This is a genomic window from Pseudomonas sp. GW821-FHT01E10 (genome assembly GCF_059422365.1).
The window spans coordinates 306,207-329,062 of sequence record NZ_JBWKWT010000005.1 but is presented as its reverse complement, the minus strand read 5'-3'; the positions used below and the strand labels follow the sequence as shown (position 1 = coordinate 329,062).

19 protein-coding genes are annotated in these 22,856 nt (G+C 60.5%); 4 read left to right on the top strand and 15 right to left on the bottom strand.

All coding sequences use genetic code 11. The annotated features are described in order from the left end of the window. Positions 1-108: 108 nt before the first annotated feature. The 4 genes from creD to rloA2 form a co-directional block, all read right to left on the bottom strand. Complete coding sequence (creD, locus tag AC07V0_RS12855; protein WP_064620818.1) at positions 109-1,479, bottom strand: cell envelope integrity protein CreD; 1,371 nt, start codon at positions 1,477-1,479, stop codon at positions 109-111. Positions 1,480-1,598: 119 nt separating this feature from the next. Beyond that, on the bottom strand, positions 1,599-3,026 hold the full coding sequence (gene creC, locus AC07V0_RS12850; RefSeq protein WP_086944441.1) for a two-component system sensor histidine kinase CreC: 1,428 nt from the start codon (positions 3,024-3,026) through the stop codon (positions 1,599-1,601). Next, on the bottom strand, positions 3,026-3,715 hold the full coding sequence (gene creB / locus AC07V0_RS12845; protein WP_086944440.1) for a two-component system response regulator CreB: 690 nt from the start codon (positions 3,713-3,715) through the stop codon (positions 3,026-3,028). The genes creC and creB overlap by 1 nt, the downstream gene beginning before the upstream one ends. Positions 3,716-3,774: 59 nt before the next feature. Next, the gene (rloA2, locus tag AC07V0_RS12840; RefSeq protein ID WP_018928803.1) at positions 3,775-4,281 is read right to left on the bottom strand and encodes a retropepsin-like aspartic peptidase RloA2; all 507 of its coding nucleotides are present in this window, start codon (positions 4,279-4,281) and stop codon (positions 3,775-3,777) included. 337 nt (positions 4,282-4,618) lie between these two features. Between rloA2 and yihG the strand changes: the two genes are divergently transcribed. Further along, on the top strand, positions 4,619-5,503 hold the full coding sequence (gene yihG / locus AC07V0_RS12835) for a 1-acylglycerol-3-phosphate O-acyltransferase, YihG family (RefSeq protein WP_018928802.1): 885 nt from the start codon (positions 4,619-4,621) through the stop codon (positions 5,501-5,503). A gap of 1 nt (position 5,504) precedes the next feature. Here yihG and AC07V0_RS12830 read toward each other — a convergent pair whose 3' ends face one another. The 9 genes from AC07V0_RS12830 to AC07V0_RS12790 form a co-directional block, all read right to left on the bottom strand. Beyond that, a complete protein-coding gene (locus tag AC07V0_RS12830) occupies positions 5,505-6,119 on the bottom strand; it encodes a DUF2780 domain-containing protein (protein ID WP_018928801.1) in 615 nt (204 codons plus the stop codon). 351 nt (positions 6,120-6,470) lie between these two features. Next, complete coding sequence (gene fdhA, locus AC07V0_RS12825) at positions 6,471-7,670, bottom strand: formaldehyde dehydrogenase, glutathione-independent (RefSeq protein ID WP_018928800.1); 1,200 nt, start codon at positions 7,668-7,670, stop codon at positions 6,471-6,473. Positions 7,671-7,822: 152 nt separating this feature from the next. Next, positions 7,823-8,680: a formyltetrahydrofolate deformylase gene (gene purU / locus AC07V0_RS12820; RefSeq protein WP_018928799.1), complete on the bottom strand. Its 858-nt coding sequence runs from the start codon at positions 8,678-8,680 to the stop codon at positions 7,823-7,825. Positions 8,681-8,858: 178 nt separating this feature from the next. Next, the gene (locus AC07V0_RS12815) at positions 8,859-9,491 is read right to left on the bottom strand and encodes a sarcosine oxidase subunit gamma (RefSeq protein WP_018928798.1); all 633 of its coding nucleotides are present in this window, start codon (positions 9,489-9,491) and stop codon (positions 8,859-8,861) included. Between the two features lie 63 nt (positions 9,492-9,554). After that, positions 9,555-12,572, bottom strand: coding sequence for a sarcosine oxidase subunit alpha (locus AC07V0_RS12810; protein ID WP_019650294.1), 3,018 nt, complete (start codon positions 12,570-12,572; stop codon positions 9,555-9,557). Next, a complete protein-coding gene (locus AC07V0_RS12805; RefSeq protein ID WP_007907563.1) occupies positions 12,569-12,898 on the bottom strand; it encodes a sarcosine oxidase subunit delta in 330 nt (109 codons plus the stop codon). Before AC07V0_RS12805 ends, AC07V0_RS12810 begins: the two co-directional genes overlap by 4 nt. A gap of 14 nt (positions 12,899-12,912) precedes the next feature. Continuing rightward, positions 12,913-14,163, bottom strand: a complete 1,251-nt coding sequence (locus tag AC07V0_RS12800; protein WP_007936415.1) for a sarcosine oxidase subunit beta — start codon at positions 14,161-14,163, stop codon at positions 12,913-12,915. A 23-nt stretch (positions 14,164-14,186) separates the two neighbouring features. Next, a complete protein-coding gene (gene glyA / locus AC07V0_RS12795; RefSeq protein ID WP_018928796.1) occupies positions 14,187-15,440 on the bottom strand; it encodes a serine hydroxymethyltransferase in 1,254 nt (417 codons plus the stop codon). Positions 15,441-15,756: 316 nt separating this feature from the next. Beyond that, positions 15,757-16,473: a TraX family protein gene (locus AC07V0_RS12790; protein WP_064620833.1), complete on the bottom strand. Its 717-nt coding sequence runs from the start codon at positions 16,471-16,473 to the stop codon at positions 15,757-15,759. A gap of 127 nt (positions 16,474-16,600) precedes the next feature. Between AC07V0_RS12790 and AC07V0_RS12785 the strand changes: the two genes are divergently transcribed. Together AC07V0_RS12785 and AC07V0_RS12780 are read left to right on the top strand one after the other, a co-directional pair. Then, entirely contained in the window at positions 16,601-17,641 is a 1,041-nt protein-coding gene (locus AC07V0_RS12785; protein ID WP_018928794.1) for a threonine aldolase family protein, read from the top strand. A 343-nt stretch (positions 17,642-17,984) separates the two neighbouring features. After that, the gene (locus tag AC07V0_RS12780) at positions 17,985-18,809 is read left to right on the top strand and encodes an SDR family oxidoreductase (protein ID WP_086944439.1); all 825 of its coding nucleotides are present in this window, start codon (positions 17,985-17,987) and stop codon (positions 18,807-18,809) included. Positions 18,810-18,880: 71 nt separating this feature from the next. Here the strand turns inward: AC07V0_RS12780 and gbcB are convergent, their stop codons facing one another. Next, positions 18,881-19,981 carry a glycine betaine monooxygenase reductase subunit gene (gbcB, locus tag AC07V0_RS12775; protein WP_018928792.1) on the bottom strand — a complete coding sequence of 367 codons (1,101 nt, stop codon included), beginning with the start codon at positions 19,979-19,981 and terminating at the stop codon, positions 18,881-18,883. A 283-nt stretch (positions 19,982-20,264) separates the two neighbouring features. Here gbcB and gbca point away from each other — a divergent pair, with 283 nt between their 5' ends. Next, positions 20,265-21,560, top strand: a complete 1,296-nt coding sequence (gene gbca / locus AC07V0_RS12770) for a glycine betaine monooxygenase oxygenase subunit (RefSeq protein WP_018928791.1) — start codon at positions 20,265-20,267, stop codon at positions 21,558-21,560. Positions 21,561-21,608: 48 nt separating this feature from the next. Here gbca and AC07V0_RS12765 read toward each other — a convergent pair whose 3' ends face one another. Then, positions 21,609-22,853: a metallophosphoesterase family protein gene (locus tag AC07V0_RS12765; RefSeq protein WP_086944438.1), complete on the bottom strand. Its 1,245-nt coding sequence runs from the start codon at positions 22,851-22,853 to the stop codon at positions 21,609-21,611. Positions 22,854-22,856: the final 3 nt, after the last annotated feature.

The following is a 22,856-nucleotide window of genomic DNA, read 5'->3' as shown; positions in this document are numbered from 1 at the left end:
GAGCCTGCTCGCGATGGCACCACACCGGATCTGACGGAAATAACTGGCAAATCCGCGTCGCCAACACCTCACCCACTCGCTGATCCTCGCGCAACCCCAACCACCGGCTCATTCCACGGCACCTATATCAAAGTCCAAGGGCTTCGCGGTTTTCTGCCCGATCCCGTACCAGTCCAGCTTGCGGGTCAGCACCATGAACACACCCAGTAGCCCGAACAACAGCAGCGAGCCCATCAACAGCGCGTAATCCTCGGCGCTCAACAAGCCGTAAAGCAGCCCGTATAACGCCGCCAACCCCGCCGAAAAGCTCAAACCGTGACGCACGCTGCGCAGCACATGGCAGACATAAAAACCGATCAACGCCACACAGCTACTCGCCGACAGCAGATACGCCAGGGCAAAGCCGATGTGTTCGGACAGCGACAACAGCAACAGGTAGAAGAACGCCAGCGCTACACCCACCAAGGCATACTGCACCGGGTGCACCGCCAGGCTTTTCAACACTTCGAACAGGAAGAAACCGGCGAAGGTCAGGACGATAAACAGCAATGCATATTTGATTGCCCGGTCGCTTTTCAGGTACTGGTCCACCGGGTCGATGAAACTCACGCCGAAACTACGACCGCTGAACGCCTCGCAATGACCGCCCGACACGCAACTGTTCAACGCTTCTTGCAGGTTGGTGGAGAAAAACGAGGTCTGCCAGTTGGCGGTAAAGCCCTGATCGGTGATTTCCCGCTGGGCCGGCAGGTAATTGCCGATGAAGCTGGGGTGAGGCCAATTGGCCGCCAGTGAAACCTTGCTGGTCTTGCCCACCGGCAGAACCTGTAACTGGCCGGTGCCTTGCAGACGCAAGTCGAAACCGAAGGCCAGCTCCGTGGCCTGTTGGGTGTCCAGCGCCGGCAACGTCACATGCACACCCTCGCCCAGCCAGCCCACCTGGCTACCCGGTACAAAATCCAGCTTCTGGCCATTGAGTTCGAGTTTCAGCGCATTTTCGATGCCGCGGATGTCGCTGATGCCAACAGCCAGGAACGGCTGATCGAAGCGGTAATCGGCGAAGTCTTCCTTGATGCCCAGTTGTGCCGGAACCGAAAAATGCCCGCTGATGCGGTTATCGGCATGGAACAGTCGCGCCTCGTAGATGCCCCGGGAGCGCAGCTCTGTCTGGACCTGGCCGTCGAGTTCGAAACGCTCCGGCAAGAAATACAAACGTCCACGCTCCTCGCCGACATCCTGATAACGCTGGTTGGTTTTTTCGTTGGTTTTCCAGGTGCGCACTGTTTTGCGATAGGGCACCACCATCAGCGGGCCGCTCAATTGCTGGCTGTAACTGGAACTGCGGGCGATGTCTTCGAGTACACCGTCACGCAGTTGCTGGCGCTCCTGGATCACGCCGTTGATCATCAGTAGCGGGATCAGCAGCAACAGAATCAGCAGGGCAATTGCCCCGAGTTTTAGGGTCAGGCTTCGGTTCATGGGACTCTCCCTGTTTGGATGGGGAAAGTCTGGATTGGGTATGTGGGGGTTTTGTGGGAGGAATGTGGAGAGTGTGTGGAATTTGCGCTCGGCGCAGCAGCTGCCGAAGGCTGCGATCTTCAGCGGCTTGAAGGCAACCGCAAACGCACTTGAACACCGCCGTCGACGTTGCCGATACTCATCACACCACCATGCAACTTGACCACTTCCTCAACGAAGTTGAGCCCCAAACCGGTGCTCTTGCGTCCACTGTCCGGACGCGGCAGTGAGTAGAAGCGCTCGCTCAAGCGTGGCAACGCATAGTCGGGAATCGCTTCGGCCTGGTTGAACAGCTTGAACTCGATCTGCTCACCGACTCGTTCGGCACACAATCGCAGCACGCCGTTCGCTGGGGTGAAGTCCAAGGCATTCTCCAGTAGATTGCCCAGCGCCTGGCGCAATAGGAACGGCTCGCCAAGCAGATTCAGATCCGCCGCAATTTGCCGTTCCACACGCAATTGCTTGCCTTCGATTCGTGCAGCCTGCGCGTTCAACAGTTCTTCCACCAAGCCCGCCAACGGCACCACCACCCGCTCCTCCAACCCTTGGCGTTGCTCAACCTGCGCCAGGTTCAACAGTCGCTCGATCAACTGCTGCATGCGCGCACTTTCGCTGTCGATGTTACTGACGAAGCGCTGCTGCTGGGCTGGCGGCATTTCGCCTTGCAGCAGCTCCGCTGCGCCACGAATCGCCGCCAGCGGGCTTTTCAATTCATGGGTCAGGGTGTGCACATAACGCTCGACGTAGGCTTTGCCCTCGAGTTGGGTACGCATGTGCTCCAGCGCCGTGGCCAGTTGTTCCAGTTCGCCCCCGCGGTAATGCGGCACCTCGACCCGGCGGCCTTCACTGACGGCCTGGGCATAGGCCGTCAACCGCCGCAGCGCCGCGCTCAGCCACCAGGACAACAGCGCACCGAACAACAAACCGAGGCCGATCAACCCGGCGCCATATGCCAACAATCGGCGCTCGGTGCGATCGACGTAAGGCTGCAGTGAGCTGTTGGGTTTGGCCACCGTCACCACGCCGATGATCTGGCCGTTGTCGCGAATCGGTGCCCCGACGTGCATCACCGACGAGTTCGAGTCATCGGGGTTGCTGCGCGTCGAACGCGCACCGTACTCGCCACGCAGGGTCAGGTAGACGTCATTCCAGCGCGAGTAGTCCTGGCCCACCGCAATCCCGCTGGAATCCAGCACCACGATGCCTTTGGCATCGGTGACGTAAATGCGGTGATTGACCTGATTCTTCGACAGGCCCCAGATTTTCGCCTGCGGTTGTCGCTCGCCATAAGCCTTGAGCAACTCGGGCCAGCGGTTCTGGCTGAGGGTGCCGGCCTTGAAGTCGTCGCGCAGGATCTCGGCCATCAGGTTGGCGGTGTCCACCAGGGTTTCTTCGGTGGACTGGCGCACACCGGGGCGGATTTCTTCCATCACGGTGTTGAGCACGAAGTAACCGGTCAGGCCGATGAACAGCACGTAAACCAGAAAAATCCGGATCCCCAGTGACATCAGCTGTGCCCCGGGCTGTAGCTGTAGCCGAGGCCACGATGAGTCTGGATCGGCTCGGCGTCGGCCTTCACCAGGCGCAACTTGGCGCGCACGCTCTTGATGTGGCTGTCGATGCTGCGCTCGTAACCGGCATCGGCGGCCACGCCCAGCGCATCGAGCAATTGCTCGCGGCTGAAGACTCGCTCAGGTTGTTCCAACAGGCATTGCAGCAAACGAAACTCATGGCGAGTCAGGCTCAGCGGCTGGTTGCGATAGCTGATCTGCACCCGATCGCCGTCGATGCGAAACAGCGCTGAAGCCACCTCCGACACCTCCGCCACCGGTCGTGGCGCCATGCGCTTGAGAATCGCCCGGACCCGCGCCGCCACTTCCCGAGGGCTGAACGGCTTGACCACGTAGTCGTCGGCGCCGATTTCCAGGCCCACCACGCGGTCGATCTCGGCGTCACGGGCACTGAGGAACATCACCGGCACGTCACTGAAACGCCGCAATTGCTTGCAGGTCTCGAAGCCGCTGATATCCGGCAGGCCGATATCGAGAATGATCAGGTCGGCCGGCGTGGCGCGCTGATGTTCGAGCGCCGCCGCGCCAAGGCTCAACCAGGTGGTGGTAAAGCCCTCGCCCTGCAAGGCGAAAATCAGGGTGTCGGCAATCGCCGCTTCGTCTTCGACAATCAGGATATGAGGCATGGCGTCCGAGCCCACTGGTTAAGTGGGCGAACGGTGCCCCAAGGCTGATTCGCCGTCAATCAGCAGTCGGGTTTGTCGGCTGTAAAGCGACGCGCCGGGTTCACTGCTGCGCCGAATTCGCGCAGGGCTTTGGCGCCGATCAGCAGTGGATAGTTGAAGCTGCTGCGGTCGGTGAGGTTGACCTCGACGGTACGCTTGACGTTGCCCAGGCACAGTTCCAGATCGACCACCGGACGCTTGGTCACTTCGCTCACGGCCTTGTCTTCATCTTCTTCATCGGCACGGTTCTTGATCTTGCTGATCCGCGCGACCTTGTGTTCGTAGACCTTGTTGCTCGCGCCTTTGGTGGCGAGACGGAAACGTACCCACTCGTCGCCGTCGCGGGTGAAGGTTTCGATGTCTTTGGCCGACAGCGACGCGGTCAGGGCGCCGGTGTCCATTTTGGCCTTGAGGACTTCACCGCCGATTTCCGGCAGCGCGATGTATTCGTAACGCCCGTACAGGGTCGGCTCGGCGGCCAGGACCGGCAGGGTCACGAGGGCAAGCAGTGCAAGGAGAGATTTCACGTAAGGGGCTTCCTTGAGGGATGTGGACGCATGGCCGAATTCTAGACCGCAAAAAACAACGATAGTTGGACCACTTCCCACTTTTGTGGCGAGGTAGCTTGCTTCCGTTGGGGGGCGCAGCGCTCGTAAAACCGTTGCCTGCGGTATACCTGAAAATCGCGGCGCCTGGTTTTAGGGCCGCTGCGCAACCCAGCGGGAGCAAGCTCCCTCGCCACAAAGGCAACAGCGATACGCTGAGAGCATACCGCTACCAAGGTGAAACATTCGTCACCACCGATTTGGCCTGCCAACCGAAGCTGCTTATCATGGCGCGCCCACACGCTTTCAAGAGTTATCTATGCGCCGCCTGCTCACCGGCTGTTTCGTTACCCTGCTGCTATTGCTCAACACGCTGGTCCTGTTCGGGCCTTTGATGGTGTTCGCGCTGCTCAAACTGCTCCTGCCCGGGCGCTTTCGCGATTACGCCTCGTGGGCGGTGATGTGGATTGCCGAAACCTGGGCCGAGATCGACAAGCTGATCTTCCGCCTGTGCATTCCCACCCAATGGGACATTCGCGGCGGCGATGAGCTGCGCGGCGACACCTCGTATCTGGTGATCGGTAACCATCAGTCCTGGGTCGATATCCCGGCGCTGATCCAGGCACTGAACCGGCGCACGCCGTTCTTCAAGTTCTTCCTCAAGAAAGAACTGATCTGGGTGCCATTCCTGGGCCTCGCCTGGTGGGCGTTGGACTATCCGTTCATGAAGCGCTACAGCAAGGCGTTCCTGGAGAAGCACCCGGAGCTGGCCGGCAAGGACCTGGAGATCACTAAACAAGCTTGCGAGTTGTACAAGCGCCAGCCGGTGACCGTGGTCAACTACCTGGAAGGCACCCGCTACACCGCGGCGAAAAGCGCCCAACAACAGTCACCGTTCACCCACCTGCTCAAGCCCAAGGCGGGCGGCGTGGCGTTCGTGCTGGCGGCGATGGGCGAACAGTTGGACGCCATTCTCGATGTGACGGTGGTGTATCCGCAGCAGAAGATTCCGGGGTTCTGGGATTTGCTTAGTGGCAACGTGCCCAAAGTGATCATCGACATCCACACCCGCGAACTGGACCCGGCACTGTGGCAAGGCGATTACGAAAACGATCCGGAGTTTCGCGAAACAATCCAGAACTGGGTCAACCAGCTCTGGATCGTGAAGGACCGGCGCATCCAGGCACTACGCGCCGAGGGCTGACTCAGCTACCGGCGCCGGTGCCCCAGATCCCGCCGAGGTTTTGCAACAGCGAACCGGCAACGCCTTGCTGACCGAGGTATTGCAGGATCACCGGGGCAAACACGCCAACCATCCCGGTGTCCATGCCCAGGGCGCTGAAGGCGTTGTTCAGGTCCTTGGTGTCTTTGACGTTACCCAGCAAGCCATCGAGCAACGCATTCTTGTCCGAGCCCGTGCCGAGCAACCCACCCAAGCCAGTCAGGCTACTGATCGCGCTGTTGCCGGCGATCTGAGCGAGGCCCGGCACGGTTTTGCTCAGTTCGGAGAAGTCCTGGCCGCTGAGCTGATTCCTCGCCAGGCCCAGCATCGCACCGGCGCCGCCGATGGCCTGCTCCGGGGTAATGTCGAGCTGCGAACCCAGGGTATTGAGCAAACCGGCGGCCTTGGGCGCCGCCGCCACGATGCCATCGACATCATCGGCCTCGACACCCTCGACATCCTCGTCGTCCTGCATCGATGACACCGCCTTGACCGCATCGCTGAGGCTTAACTGTGCAAAGGCCGGGCTGGCGGCCAGCGTCGTCAACGAAGCGACAGCCATGAGCGATGCCAGTGCAAAACAGCGTGAAACGTTCATCCAGACATCCTCTTGTGCCATGAAAGCCGCCCGGTAACGGCGGGGCGGCAAAACTGCTGATTGGACCGGATGTACGCCAGCATGTTCCTCGTTTGCGTGGGCATTTATCCCCAGGTGGCGTCTATAAAACGTGCCTCCTGGGACGCAACCGATGAACGGTATGACCGAACCGGCTGCATCTGAGTTCTGGACAATGAGGTCAACTGGAAAGCGACGTCTACGGCATGGAGCAAATCAGATTATCGTTCGAGTTCCATTGGTGATCGCTCATTTTCTCTGAGCAATTACGTGCCACTCGCCATAAAAAAGGGCGACATCACTGTCGCCCTTTTTTCCGTCTTGCTCCAGGCCTTACGCCGCACTAAACAACTTGTGCGGATCGATCACAAACTTCTTCGGCACGCCCGCGTCGAACTCGCCGTAACCCCGTGGCGCGTCATCCAGGCTGATGACTTCCACGCCGACGATTTCGGCAATCTTGATGCGGTCCCACATGATCGCCTGCATCAGCTGGCGGTTGTACTTCATCACTGGCGTCTGGCCGGTGTGGAAGCTGTGGGATTTGGCCCAGCCCAGGCCGAAGCGAATGCTCAGGCTGCCCATTTTCGCGGCAGCGTCCACTGCACCCGGATCTTCGGTGACGTACAGGCCAGGAATACCGATTTTGCCAGCGACGCGAACCACGCCCATCAGCGAGTTGAGTACGGTGGCGGGAGCCTCGTGCTTCACGCCGGCATGGCCGTGACCGCGAGCTTCGAAGCCTACGGCATCGACGGCGCAGTCCACTTCTGGTTCGCCCAACAGTGCAGCGATTTGTTCGTGCAGTGGGGTGTCTGTCGACAGGTCGGCGATTTCGAAACCCTGAGCCTTGGCATGGGCCAGGCGGATCGGGTTGACGTCACCGATGATCACCACAGCAGCACCCAACAGGCGAGCGGAAGCGGCAGCTGCCAGGCCAACCGGGCCGGCGCCGGCAATGTACACGGTGCTGCCAGGGCCGACGCCGGCAGTCACTGCGCCGTGGTAACCGGTGGGCAGGATGTCGGAGAGACAGGTCAGGTCACGGATTTTTTCCATGGCCCGGTCGCGATCTGGAAGTTTCAGCAGGTTGAAGTCGGCATACGGTACAAACGCGTATTCGGCCTGGCCACCGGTCCAGTCACCCATGTCGACATAACCATAGGCACCGCCCGGACGCGCCGGGTTAACGCTCAGGCAGACGCCAGTATGTTGCTCTTTGCACGAACGGCAACGGCCACAGGCAACGTTGAAAGGTACCGACACCAAGTCGCCGATCTGCAGGTTCTCGACACCGCTGCCCTTCTCGATCACTTCACCCGTGATCTCGTGGCCCAGCACCAGACCGGTCTGAGCGGTGGTACGCCCGCGCACCATGTGCTGATCGGAACCACAGATGTTGGTGGAAACTACGCGCAGGATGACACCGTGCTCGATCTTCCTGCCGCGCGGGTCCTGCATTTTGGGATAGTCGATTTTCTGTACTTCGACCTTGCCTGCGCCGAGATACACCACACCACGATTACCAGACATGCTTTCACCTCGCTGTTGTTTTTATGTAGCGGTCGCGTCGCCAGGAAACGGCGGCGCGTTGATTGCTCGATAAATCAAAAGATCGTCCGAACGCGGCCCGAACCTTCGGCAGCGTCTACAGAGGCAGGCGATCTTTTCAGGCAGTAAAAACGCTAGAGAACAACTGTCCTGTTAGCGTTAAGGAACACGCGTCTTTCAATGTGATAACCCACCGCCCGCGCCAACGTCAGCCCTTCGATATCCCGCCCCTTGGCGATCAAGTCTTCGGGATAGTGGCTGTGATCCACGGCTTCCACGCCCTGGGCGATGATCGGACCTTCATCCAGATCGTTGTTGATGTAATGCGCCGTGGCGCCGACCAGTTTCACGCCTTTGTTGTAGGCCTGGTGATACGGCTTGGCGCCCTTGAAGCCCGGCAGCAGGGAGTGGTGAATGTTGATCGCCTTGCCGTCGAGTTTGCGGCACAGCTCTGGCGACAGAACCTGCATGTAGCGGGCAAGGATCACCAGCTCGGCGCCGGCCTCTTCGATCACCTGCCAGACCTGGCGCTCTTGCGATGGTTTGTCGTTGGGGTCCAGCGGAAAGTGGTAGTACGGAATCTGGTGCCAGTCGGCCAACGGCTTGAGGTCCGGGTGGTTGGAGACCACCGCGACCACGTCCATCGACAACTGGCCGATGCGCTGGCGGTAGAGCAAGTCGTTGAGGCAGTGATCGGCCTTGGAGACCATGATCACCACTTTCGGCCGGTAGTTCGGCGGGGTCAGCTCGAAGACCATCCCGAAGGCGGCACCACGCTCCGCCAGGCCTGCGCGGAAGGCTTGTTCGTCGAAAGCGTCGGGTTGCCGAAACTCCACTCGGATGAAGAAACGGCCTGAGAGCCGGTCATCAAAGGAGTGGTGCTCGGTGACGTAGCAGCCCTGCTCGAACAGAAAGCGGGTCACCGCATCCACGGTGCCGAGGACGCTTGGGCAGTCGGCGGTCAGAATCCATGTGTCTGGGGCGCGGCTCATAGTGCGGTGACTCCTGCTGCTACATCTGTGATCAGAGAGAACTCTGTGGCGAGGGAGCTTGCTCCCGCTGGGTTGCGAAGCGACCCCTATGTCAGCAACCGCATTCCTGCAGAAGGAACGCGGATTCAGGTTTTACGACTGCTGCGCAGCCGAGCGGGAGCAAGCTCCCTCGCCACAATTACGCCTGGACGCTAAGCCCGTACTCAGCCGACGCATCCTGCAACCACAACCACCAGTAATCCGAGAAGCTGCGGCGAATCAGCAGTTCCCAGGTGTCTTCGGCGGTATGGCGGATCATCAGTTGCGACTTGGCGAACACCGTGCCCACAGCCTTGCCCACCGGGAAGTTGTTGGGGTGCACGTCGTAGCTGGTGGACTTCATCAGCACCTGACGCACGTTCGGGCCGCTGAGTTCGAGGATCTGCTGGCCACCGCTGACGTTGACGATCTGGATGTGCAGGTCGCCCAGCGCTTCACGGAGTTTTTTCTCGGCGGCGAATTCTTCACCGGTCGGCACGACCAGCAGCCATTCATCCGGCCCCATCCATTGCAGGCTGGTTTCGCCTTTGATGATCACGGTCAGCGCACCTGGCAACTCGATGCCAAGGGCCTTGTGCACACCAGCGGCGAACGCGGCGTCGTGGCCATCGCCACGGATAGTCAGGTGACCGAGGAGTTTTTTCTCACGCACGATCACGCCGGCGTTCTTGCGACCCTTGCCCACCAGGCTGGCGAGGTCGGCATGATGCAGCGACGACTCGGCCTTGGCCCCGGTGGTTGGGCGTTGTTGGTAAACATTGGCTGCGGTCATAAAGCACCTGTCTTGAACTTGAATTCTTTGTCGCCCCCCGCGCCTGGCGCGGGGGGTGATCGATTACACGTTCTGGCGATCGCCTTTCGGATCGAAGAACACCGAAGAAACGATTTCCGCCTCGATCACGCTGCCGTCGGCCAGCGGTGCGAACACCCGCTCACCCATGCGCTTCAAGCCGCCCTTGACCACGCCCATGGCAAACGAATAGCCCAGGGAGTTGTGCAAGTAACTGGAAGTCACGTGACCCACCATGGTCATCGGAATCGCTTGCTTGGTGTTGAACACCAGTTGCGCACCTTCCGGCAGCCATTTGGTCGGATCGATCGGCTTCAGGCCAACCAGCTGTTTGCGCTGATCACGCACACAGTCTTCGCGGTTCATGCCACGCCAGCCGATCCACGAGAACGGTTTGGTGCGACCGACACACCAGCCCATGTTCAGGTCGTCCGGGGTCATCGAGCTGTCAGTATCCTGACCGACGATGATGAAGCCCTTCTCGGCCCGCAGTACGTGCATGGTTTCAGTGCCATATGGCGTCAGGTTGTACTTCTTGCCAGCATCAACAATTTTTTCCAGCACGCCCATCGCATAGTCGGCCTGCACGTTGACTTCGTACGACAGCTCACCGGTAAACGAAATCCGGAAAATCCGCGCCGGCACGCCACCGACCAGGGCTTCTTTCCAGGTCATGAACGGGAAGGCTTCGTTGCTCAGGTCGGCGTCGGTGACTTCGCTGAGCAGCTTGCGGCTGTTCGGCCCGGACAGGGTCATGGTTGCCCAGTGATCCGTCACGGAAGTGAAGTACACCTTCAGGTCTGGCCATTCGGTCTGGTGGTAGATTTCCAGCCATTGCAGCACGCGCGCAGCGCCGCCGGTGGTGGTGGTCATCACGAAATGGTTGTCGGCCAGGCATGCAGTCACGCCGTCGTCGAACACCATGCCGTCTTCTTTACACATCAGGCCGTAGCGCGCCTTGCCCACGTCGAGCTTGGTCCAGGCGTTGGTGTAGATACGGTTGAGGAACTCGCGGGAGTCCGGGCCCTGGATGTCGATCTTGCCCAGGGTCGAAGCGTCCAGCAGGCCGACGCTGTCGCGCACGGCTTTGCATTCGCGTTTGACGGCGGCATGCAGGTCTTCACCGTTTTTCGGGAAGTACCAAGGACGTTTCCACTGACCGACGTCTTCGAACTCGGCGCCATTCTTAACGTGCCAGTGATGCAGCGCGGTGAAGCGAACCGGCTCGAAGATGTGCCCACAGTGACGACCGGCCACGGCGCCGAAAGTCACCGGCGTGTAGTTCGGGCGGAACATGGTGGTGCCCATCTGCGGGATGGTCACGTTCAGCGAACGGGCAGCGATGGCCAGGCCGTTGACGTTGCCGAGCTTGCCCTGATCGGTGCCGAAGCCCAGTGCGGTGTAGCGCTTGACGTGCTCGACCGACTCGAAGCCTTCGCGGGTCGCCAGTTCGATGGCGGCTGCGGTGACGTCGTTCTGCAGGTCGACGAATTGCTTCGGCGCACGGGCAGTGGCTTTTTCGTGAGGCACCTGGAACAGCGCCAGCGTCGGCTCTTCGAGTCGGCTCAGGGCTTTGGGCAGTACGCCTTCGACCTTGCCGAATCCAGCTTCGCTGGCAGCGCGAGCACCGCCTTCAAAACCATCGGCCAACGAATCGCCGAGGCTGTAGACGCCGTTGATGCCACCGACGCACACGCGTTTCTGCGGTGCTTCGCCCGGTACGAAACCGAGGATGTCTTCACGCCAGATCGGCTTGCCACCCAGGTGCGAAGCCAGGTGAACCACCGGGCTGTAGCCGCCGGAGCTGGCGACCAGGTCGCAATCGAGCCATTCGCCCGGGCTGGTCACGGTGTGTGCTTTTACATCAATCGCTGCAACGCGAGCGGCGGTCACGTGCTTGCTGCCACGGGCCTCGATCACGGCGCTGCCGGTCAGGATGCGAATGCCTTTGGCGCGCGCTTCTTCCACCAGCGCACCGCGAGGGTTGCTGCGGGCGTCGGCGATGGCCACCACTTGCAGGCTGGCGTCGAGCCAGTCCAGGGCAACGCGGTAGGCGTGGTCGTTGTTGGTCGACAGCACCAGTTTCTTGCCCGGTGCCACACCGTAGCGACGCACGTAGGTCGACACAGCGCCGGCGAGCATGTTGCCCGGCACGTCGTTGTTGCCGTAAACCAGTGGACGCTCGTGGCTGCCTGTCGCCAGCACCACGCGCTTGGCGCGAACCCGGTGGATGCGCTGACGCACCTGGCCGATCGGAGCGCGGTCGCCGAGGTGATCGGTGAGGCGCTCGTGAATGGTCAGGAAGTTATGGTCGTGGTAACCGTTGACCGTGGCGCGCGGCAACAGCAGCACGTCAGGGGTGTTTTTCAGCTCGGCGATGACGCTGGCAACCCACTCGGTAGCTGGTTTGCCATCGAGGCTTTCGCGGGAGTCGAGCAGGCTGCCGCCGAACTCTTCCTGCTCATCGGCCAGGATCACACGGGCGCCGCTGCGGGCAGCCGCCAGTGCAGCCGCCAGACCCGCAGGGCCAGCGCCGACGATCAGCACGTCGCAGTGCTGGTTCATGTAGTCGTAGGTGTCCGGATCGTTCTCGGTCGGCGAACGGCCAAGACCGGCTGCCTTACGAATGTACTTCTCGTAAGTCATCCAGAACGATTGCGGGTACATGAAGGTTTTGTAGTAGAAGCCCGGTGGCATCAGCTTGCCGCCGACCTTGCCGAGAATCCCCATCATGTCGTTGTTCACGCTTGGCCAGCCGTTGGTGCTGGTGGCGACCAGGCCTTGATACAGCGCTTGTTGCGTGGCGCGTACGTTCGGAATCTGCGTGGCTTCGGTCGCACCGATCTGCAGCACGGCGTTCGGCTCTTCGGCACCGGCGGCGAAGATGCCGCGTGGGCGCGAATACTTGAAGCTGCGGCCGACGATATCGACACCGTTGGCCAGCAAGGCTGCGGCCAGCGAGTCGCCTTCAAAGCCTTTGTAGACCTGGCCGTTGAAGGTGAAGCTCAGCACTTTGTTGCGGTCGATGCGTCCGCCGTTGGACAGGCGATTGATCTGGCTCATACCTTCTCTCCCAGAGCCGTGGCGGCCGCTTTCGGGCTGTCGGTCTTGTCGGTGAACTGCGGCTTGGTGCCGATCTTGTAGGTTTCGAGAATCTCGTAGGTCACGGTGTCACGGGTCACGTTGAAATACTGACGGCAACCGGCGACGTGATCCCACAGTTCGTGGTGCAGACCGCGAGGGTTATCGCGGAAGAACATGTAGTCGCCCCACTCCTCGTCGGTGCAGCTGTTCGGATCCAGTGGACGCGGGATGTGCGCCTGGCCGGATGCATGGAATTCCTCTTCGGAGCGCAGTTCGCCACAGTGAGGACAGAAGATATGCAACATAGGGATTTCTCCTGTTAGTGGGCGACTGCTGCAGCGCCGTGTTCGTCGATCAACGCACCGCTGTGGAAGCGGTCGATGGAGAAAGGTGCAGCCAATGGGTGCATTTCACCCTTGGCCAGGCTTGCGGCAAACACGTTGCCCGAGCCAGGTGTAGCCTTGAAGCCACCGGTGCCCCAACCGCAGTTGAAGAACATGTTCGGTACCGGAGTCTTCGAGATGATCGGGCACGCATCCGGCGTGGTGTCGACGATGCCGCCCCACTGACGGTTCATGCGTACGCGCGACAGCACCGGGAACATCTCGACGATGGCCTGGATGGTGTGCTCGATCACCGGGTACGAACCACGCTGGCCGTAGCCGTTGTAGCCGTCGATACCGGCGCCGATCACCAGGTCGCCCTTGTCGGACTGGCTGATGTAACCGTGTACGGCGTTGGACATGATCACGCTGTCGATAATCGGCTTGATCGGCTCGGACACCAGCGCTTGCAGCGGGTGCGATTCGATCGGCAGGCGGAAACCGGCGAGTTTGGCCATGTGCCCGGAGTTACCGGCAGTCACCACACCGACGCGCTTGGCGCCGATGAAGCCCTTGTTGGTTTCAACACCGATGCACACACCGTTTTCCTTACGGAAACCGATCACTTCGGTCTGCTGGATCAGGTCCACGCCCAAGGCGTCGGCGGCACGGGCAAAGCCCCACGCCACGGCATCGTGACGGGCCACGCCGCCGCGACGCTGGACGGTAGCGCCCATCACCGGGTAGCGGGTGTTCTTGGAGCAGTCGAGGTACGGGATCTCGTCTGCCACTTGCTTGGCATCGAGCAGTTCGCCGTCCACGCCGTTGAGGCGGTTGGCGCTGACCCGACGCTCGGAATCACGAATGTCCTGCAGGGTGTGGCACAGGTTGTAGACGCCACGCTGGGAGAACATCACGTTGTAGTTCAGGTCCTGGGACAGGCCTTCCCACAATTTCATCGCGTGTTCGTACAGATGTGCCGACTCGTCCCACAGGTAGTTGGAGCGCACGATGGTGGTGTTGCGCGCGGTGTTACCGCCGCCCAGCCAGCCCTTCTCGACCACGGCCACGTTGGTGATGCCGTGTTCCTTGGCCAGGTAGTAGGCGGTCGCCAGACCATGCCCGCCACCGCCGACGATGACCACGTCGTAGACCTTTTTCGGGGTCGGCGTACGCCACATGCGCTGCCAGTTTTCATGGTGGCTGAGGGAGTGTTTGAAGAGGCCGAAGCCCGAATAGCGTTGCATAGTCATTTACTCCAAAACCGCGCTCAGCGATAAACCGGGAAGTCCGCGCACAGGGCTGCCACATGCTGCGCGACATTGGCCTCGACATCGGCGTCGCCGAGGTTGTCGAGGATGTCGCAGATCCAGCCGGCCAGTTCAACACACTGGGTAACCTTGAAGCCGCGAGTGGTCACCGCCGGGGTGCCGATACGCAGGCCGGAGGTCACGAACGGCGACTGTGGATCGTTCGGGACAGCGTTCTTGTTCACGGTGATGTGGGCGCGACCGAGTGCTGCGTCCGCCTCTTTACCGGTGAGGCCCTGACGGATCAGGCTGACCAGGAACAGGTGGTTATCGGTACCGCCGGACACTACATCGTAGCCGCGTTTGATAAATACGCCGGCCATTGCCTTGGCGTTGTCGATCACTTGTTGCTGGTAGGCCTTGAAGCCAGGCTCCAGTGCTTCCTTGAAGCACACTGCTTTACCGGCGATGACGTGCATCAACGGACCGCCCTGGGCACCAGGGAATACCGCGGCGTTGAGCTTCTTCTCGATTTCTTCGTTGGCCTTGGCCAGGATCAGGCCACCACGCGGACCGCGCAGGGTCTTGTGGGTGGTGGTGGTCACCACGTCGGCGTATGGCAGCGGGTTCGGGTACAGGCCAGCGGCGACCAGACCGGCAACGTGAGCCATGTCGACGAACAGCAGGGCACCGACCTTGTCAGCGATCTGGCGGAAACGCGGGAAATCGAGGGTCTTGGAGTAGGCCGAGAAACCGGCGACGATCATCTTCGGCTTGCATTCGACGGCCAGACGCTCGACTTCGTCGTAGTCGATCAGGCCGGTTTTGGTGTCGATGCCGTACTGCACGGCGTTGTACAGCTTGCCCGAGGACGACACTTTGGCACCGTGGGTCAGGTGACCGCCGTGGGCCAGGCTCATGCCCAGAATGGTGTCGCCGGCTTGCAGCAGGGCCAGGTAAACGGCGCTGTTGGCCGAAGAACCGGAGTGCGGCTGCACGTTGGCGTAATCGGCACCGAACAATTGCTTGGCGCGTTCGATGGCCAGGGCTTCAACCTTGTCGACGTGCTCGCAACCACCGTAGTAGCGCTTGCCCGGATAGCCTTCGGCGTATTTGTTGGTCAGGCCACTGCCTTGCGCTTCCATCACGCGCTTGCTGGTGTAGTTCTCTGACGCGATCAGCTCGATGTGATCTTCCTGGCGTTGCTCCTCGGCATTCATCGCCGCCAGCAGTGCATCGTCGTAACCCTGAATCTGGTCTTGCTTGCTGAACATCGCGTCTCTCCCAGCGGCGGCGGTGCGCCTTTCGTCTCGGTGAGGCACTGGCATTTCGGCAGTGCCCTTTGATAGCGATGGTATGACCGGCGCAGACAGGTCAAATGCCTATGGACGCCACGCAAAGGTGCGTTTACGACATGGGCCGAGAAGGCTGAGCCAGGAAGGCTCTTGTGGCGAGGGGGCTTGCCCCCGTTCGACTGCGCAGTAGTCGCAAAATCAACAAACGGGGTTTGCCTGATAAACCACGCTCTGAGGGTTTAGGGCCGCTTCGCAGCCCAACGGGGGCAAGCCCCCTCGCCACAGGGGACGGGCGTCAGGCGATGAGTTGGCGCAAGGCCAAAAGTACGAGGAAATGCCCGGGATAAAGGGCGTAGGCCCAGCGGCGCATCGGCGGTGGCTGGATGCCTTGGGCATGTCGCAATAGCAGCAGGCCCGAGAATGGCGCAATCAGACAAACGACAATACCCAAAATCGCCGCACCGCTGCCGAACCAGGCAGCGGAGTACAGCACTTGCCATTGATTGGCCGCCAGGCACACCAGCCCCGGCAACAGGCCGAAATACCAGGGCCGCTGGATCACCAGCAACATCGCCAGTGGCAACAGCACGCCGAAAAAGCCGAACATCAATCGCTGCGGGAACAGTGCCGCCAGCACCAAGGCAACGACCGCCAACAGACGCGACTGAACTGGCCCGTGCTGCCAGCCACGGGCCACCAGCAACCCCATGACCAGCGTAGGCAATACATTCAAGGTGTCGTGATCAGGAATGTACATCCGATACGGAATTTCGCTCAGGGCACTGAACAGCAACAACCAACCGAGGTAGCGCCACTGGCCGTCGGTCGTCACTGTACGGACACGCGCCAGGTTCGCCGCCATCGCCAGACAGAACCACGGGAACGCCAATCTGCCCGGCACATACAGCAGATCGAGGGAATAACCGACATATCGCAGGTGATCGAGCACCATGCTCAACAGCGCCAGCCACTTGAGCAGATCCAGTGCACCGTCCCTCTGCGTCATGTGCATAATTGCCCGAGGCATTTGTATTTTTCTGACAGACTCATCCCGTGTGCTCCCCGGACGATCTTCGGTAAAGTGCACATCATCATTGACCAACGAAGCGCCACAAGCGCCTCGATCACGGAAGCCGGCCATGACCGACAAGAGCCAACAATTCGCCAGCGACAACTATTCCGGTATTTGCCCTGAAGCCTGGGCTGCCATGGAACAGGCCAACCACGGACACCAGCGCGCTTATGGCGACGATGAGTGGACCGCACGCGCCGCGGATCAATTCCGCAAACTGTTCGAAACCGACTGCGAAGTGTTCTTCGCCTTCAACGGCACCGCGGCCAACTCGTTGGCCCTGTCGTCGCTGTGCCAGAGTTACCACAGCGTGATCTGCTCGGAAACCGCCCACGTCGAAACCGACGAATGCGGCGCTCCGGAGTTTTTCTCCAACGGTTCCAAGCTGCTCATCGCCCGCACCGAAAACGGCAAGCTGACCCCGGAATCGATCCGCGAAATTGCCCTCAAGCGCCAGGATATCCACTACCCGAAACCGCGCGTCGTGACCCTGACCCAGGCCACTGAAGTCGGCAGCGTGTACACCCCGGAAGAAATCCGCGCCATCAGCGTCACCTGTAAAGAACTGGGCTTGAACCTGCACATGGACGGTGCCCGTTTCTCCAACGCCTGCGCTTATCTGGGTTGCTCGCCAGCCGACCTGACCTGGAAGGCCGGCGTCGACGTGCTGTGCTTTGGCGGTACGAAAAACGGCATGGCGGTGGGCGAAGCGATTCTGTTCTTCAACCACAAACTGGCTGAAGACTTCGACTACCGCTGCAAACAGGCCGGGCAACTGGCGTCGAAGATGCGCTTCCTCTCGGCCCCCTGGGTCGGGATTCTTGAAAACGACGCCTGGCTCAAATACGCCCGCCACGCCAACCACTGCGCGCAGTTGCTGGCCGAACTGGTGAGCGACATTCCTGGCGTCGAGCTGATGTTCCCGGTGCAGGCCAACGGTGTGTTCCTGCAACTCTCCGAGCCGGCCATCGCCGCACTGACCGCCAAGGGCTGGCGCTTCTACACCTTCATCGGCAACGGCGGCGCACGGTTCATGTGCTCGTGGGACACCGAAGAAGAACGCGTGCGGGAACTGGCGGCGGATATTCGGCACGTGATGACAGCCTGACTCCCTCCCCCTAGCCACAGGCTCTGTGTTCCACCTCAGCTATTTGGTTGAAGTGCGACTTTGTGGCGAGGGAGCTTGCTCCCGCTCGGCTGCGCAGCAGTCGTAAAACCAGCCAACGCGGTCCACCTGACAGACCGCATGCTCAGGCTTTGGGGCTGCTTCGCAACCCAACGGGAGCAAGCTCCCTCGCCACAGGTTCTGCGCTCGACCTCAGCTATTTGATTGGCAAGAGATCTTATGGCGAGGGGGCTTGCCCCCCCTTGCCACAGTCCCGCACGAGTTGGTCTACATTGACTGCGAGCCGTTTCGATCCGCTCGGATCACGCCAATCGGGAGCGTCCGCATGTCACTACAAGGCAAAACCCTGTTCATCACCGGCGCCAGTCGCGGGATCGGGCGTGAGATTGCGCTGCGGGCCGCGCGCGACGGGGCCAACATCGTGATTGCCGCGAAAAGCGCCGCCCCTCACCCCAAACTGCCTGGCACCATCTTCAGCGTGGCAGCGGAAGTCGAAGCCGCGGGTGGCAAGGCGCTGGCCCTGGAGGTGGATGTGCGCGATGAAACCATCGTGCGCCAGGCCCTGGCTGACGCCAATGAGCATTTCGGCGGCATCGACGCGCTGGTCAACAATGCAGGAGCGATCAAGCTGACCGGCGTGCAGCACATCGAACTCAAGCGCTTCGACCTGATGCACCAGATCAACACCCGCGCCGTGCTGCTGTGCAGCCAGGCCGCCCTGCCCTATCTGAAAAAATCCAGCGGCCACATCCTCAACCTGTCACCGCCGTTGAACCTGGCCACCAAATGGTTCGCCCAATACAGCCCCTACACCGTCACCAAGTACGGCATGAGCATGCTCACCCTGGGCATGAGCGAGGAATTCGCCGCCTACGGTATCAGCGTCAACTCTCTATGGCCGCAGACCATGATCGCCACGGCCGCGATCGAGTTTCAGCTCGGATCGCGAGAATCTTTCAAACATGCCCGCACACCCGCGATCATGGCGGATGCCGCCCACGTCATTCTCGACAGCAGCGGTCGCAGCATTACCGGTCGGTTGCTGATCGATGAGGAGATTTTGCGCGAGCAAGGGGTGACGGATTTTGAAAGGTATCGGTATGCGCCTGATTCCACCGACAAACTGATGCCAGACCTGTTTGTCGACTGACTGAAGCGCGCCCTCTACAGGCGCTGCCGAAGGCTGCTCCTGTAGAGGTTATTCAGCGATCATCCGACCGATCAATACTCGATCCGCACGTCACCCTTCGGCACGCTGCAGCAAGACAGGATGAACCCTTCGGCTTCGTCTTCCTCGGTAATCCCGCCGTTGTGTTCCATTGCCACTTCGCCGGCAAGCTTCATTACCTTGCAGGTACCGCAGATCCCCATGCCGCAGGCCTTGGGGATCATCAGGCCCAGCTTGGCGGCAGCGGCGTGGACGGTTTCGCCCGGAGCCACGCGGATGCTCTTGCCGGAGGCGGTGAATTCCACCTGGTGCAGGTCGGCGGCGTCGATTGCAGGGGCGTCGGCCGCTTGTTCAGCGTGTTCCTCTGCATCGGCGATAGCCTCTGGCGGTGTGGCGCCGAAGGACTCTTCGTGGTAGCGCTTCATATTGAAGCCGGCGTTTTCCAGCAAACGCTTGACCGCATTCATGTAGGGCGTCGGGCCGCAGCAGAACACTTCCCGCTCAAGGAAGTCCGGGACCATCAGTTCGAGCATCTTGTGGTTGAGATAACCGCGGTATCCGGCCCACGGCTCACCGAAACCGTGTTTCTCGCAGATCAGGTGCAGGCTGAAGTTTTCGATCCGCGCCGCCATGTGCTCCAGCTCGCGGTGATAAATGATGTCTTTCGGCGAGCGGGCGCTGTGGATGAAGGCCATATCGACATTGCCGTTGGTATCGAAGAACCAGCGCGCCATGGACATCACCGGGGTGATGCCCACGCCGCCGCTGAGGTACAGCACTTTCGGGTTCGGAAAGTCGATGGCGTTGAACAGCCCGACCGGGCCGTGCACCGCCAGTTCGTAGCCTTCATGCAGGGTGTCATGCAACCAGTTCGAGACCTTGCCGCCCGGTACGCGCTTGATCGTCACCGAGAAGCTGTACGGCACCGACGGCGAGCTGGAAATGGTGTACGAACGCATGATCTGCTGGCCTTCGATTTCCAGCTCCAGGGTGACGAATTGCCCCGGCTTGAAGAAGAACATGATCGGCTGGTCGGCCATAAAGCAGAAGGTGCGCACATCCCAGGTTTCCTGGATGACTTTGACGCAACGGACAATGTGTCGACCATTGGCCCAGGTCTGGGTGGTTACCGGGTTCAGGAAGTTGTTGGACATGCTGATCTCCACGGCCGACTACCGGCCTTTATGTTGGCGATTCTGCGTATAGCGCAGCCCCGCCATTTACCTATCTGCGACATTGACATACTTATCGCGACCAGCCCCCAATTACCGGGGGTTGGGCGTCGGGAACAGATTGGGCCATGTCGCCCATGGATAAGGTTCCGGGGAGCGCCGGCCCCACACTCGCCCCATACCAAGACACAACCTTTACACCTTGCGTAGCAAACCTGATTAGCCACTTTCGCCGGCCACACAGAATGGCCTTGAGGATTAAACGATGGACGTCACCACTACCCTGAGCCTGGGCGATCCACTGGAACCCGCACGCAAGGCCACTGCGCAGATGCTGCAAGAGCGCGAGCGCACTTTCTCGCTGCCGCAGCCGTTTTACTCTGACGAGCGGCTGTTTGATATCGACATGCAGGAAATCTTCCAGAAAGAGTGGTTGATTGCCGGCATGACCTGCGAGATCCCGACCAAGGGCAACTACCTGACCCTGCAAGTCGGCAAGAACCCGATCATCGTGATTCGTGGCGCCGATGGCGTGGTCCATGCGTTCCACAACGTCTGCCGCCACCGTGGTTCACGCCTGTGCACCAGTGAAAAAGGCAAGGTCGCCAAACTGGTCTGCCACTACCACCAGTGGACGTACGAGCTGGACGGTCGCCTGCTGTTCGCCGGCACCGAAATGGGCGCCGACTTCGACATGAAGCAATACGGCCTCAAACCGGTGAACGTGAAGACCGCCGGCGGTTACATCTTCATCAGCCTGGCAGAAAACCCGCCGGCCATCGATGACTTCCTGTCGACGCTCAGCCATTACATGGAACCGTACGACATGGAGAACACCAAGGTGGCGGTGCAAACCACCTTGATGGAAAAGGCCAACTGGAAACTGGTGCTGGAAAACAACCGCGAGTGCTACCACTGCGGCGGTTCACACCCGGAATTGCTGAAAACCCTGCTGGAATGGGACGACGTCACCGATCCGCGTGCCGACCAGGCCTTCAAGGACCACGTAGCCGCTTCCGCCGCTGCCTGGGAAGCCGAGAAGATCCCTTACGCCCACGCCAGTTTCGGCCTGCGTAACCGTATCGTGCGCATGCCGCTGCTCAAGGGCACCGTATCGATGACCATGGACGGCAAACAAGGCTGCGCCAAACTGATGGGCCGCATCAAGAACCCGGACCTGGGCTCGATGCGCATCCTGCACCTGCCGCACTCGTGGAACCACTGCATGGGCGACCACATCATCGTGTTCACCGTGTGGCCGATCAGCGCCCAGGAAACCATGGTCACCACCAAGTGGATCGTCCACAAGGACGCGGTCGAAGGCGTGGACTACGACGTGGAGCGCATGCGCCAGGTCTGGGATGCGACCAACGACCAGGACCGTCGCCTGGCCGAAGAGAACCAGCGCGGGATCAACTCCACCGCGTACCAGCCAGGGCCTTACTCCAAGACCTATGAGTTCGGCGTGGTGAACTTCGTGGACTGGTACAGCGAGCGGATGCTGAACAACCTGGGGGCCGAGCCTGCGCCTTACCTCAAAGGTGTTCCGGTTCAGGGTTAATCGAAATCTGATCGTTCCCACGCCAGGCGTGGGAACGATCCTTCCTCGCTAAATTGAAGACCACCGCACCGAACCATCCTCGCCAATAAACGTCTCTTCGATGTTCTCCCCCACCAGCCGCACCTTCACATAACCGTTCAACACCCGATCCGGGTACGCCTCATCCCGCGCATTTTGCGTTTCCGACCACAGCACCCCCGGATGCCCGTTCAGCTCGCTGGCATTGCCATAGGGAATCGCCCCGTGCCCGGCGCAACGTGCATGCAAGCCACCTTGAGTGGCATAGCAGATGCCGTTATGCAAATGCCCCCAATACCAGTAATCCGGCTCGCGCCCCAAGGCATCGCAGACCGGTTTGTACAACGCGGTCTTGTCACGCCCGGTAATGTCAAAGCCCTGGTGATGACTGAGCACCATGATCTTCTTGCGTTTGGGCAGGTCTTTCATCCAGTCGATCTGCTGCTTGTTCAGCGCGCCGTCCATATACAGGTTGATTGGACTGGAGGCATAAGCCGAGTCGATCCCGACCACCAGCCAGTCATCGTTGTACAACGCAAAATAACTGGTGCCCTGCTGCGCCGGGAAACGTTTGGCCAGTTCCTTGAAGTAGCCATGGGCGCCGCTGTACATCTCGTGGTTGGAGTTGAGAGTGAATGAGCCCTGCTTGCCCATCGGCCAACCGACCATGTCGACGTCTTCCTGGGAGCGGGTGCCGGCGTAATACACATCCCCCAGATGAATGGTGAAGTCGGCCTGGGCCAGTTGCATCTGATCGGCCACCGCCACTGCCGGGGCATGACTGTCGAACGGCCCGGTGCCCCAGTCGCCGGCAATGGCCAGGGTCACGTCACTGTCCATGCGCATCAACGCCGGGTTGGTAGCGAACGGTGCGTGATGCCGCAGGTTCTCGATCCACTTGAGCAACGCTTCGCTCCACAACAGATCCAGCAGCTCCCATTTGCGACAACCGAGCAGGCTGCCATCCTTGAGCACTTGGGTCTGCAGCTCATCTACCGATTGCGGCAAGGGGCTGGCGTTGCCGATGTGCAGGATCGACAAACCGTGGGACAACTCCCACGGCACACTCGGTTGATCGTCCGGCAAGTCGCCGTGCTTGAGCACGTATTGCGCCTGATCGTGCCCCCGCTGCAGCAGCGCGACGATGGCTTGGTACTCCTCCGGTTCAAGCTCGCTGACGAGCTTCTTCCAGGCCATTTCCATCCGTGTGAACAGCCCGTGCAGGCGCACCTTCACCTTGTCGTATTCATGTTCCCAATGTCTGACCAATGACATGTC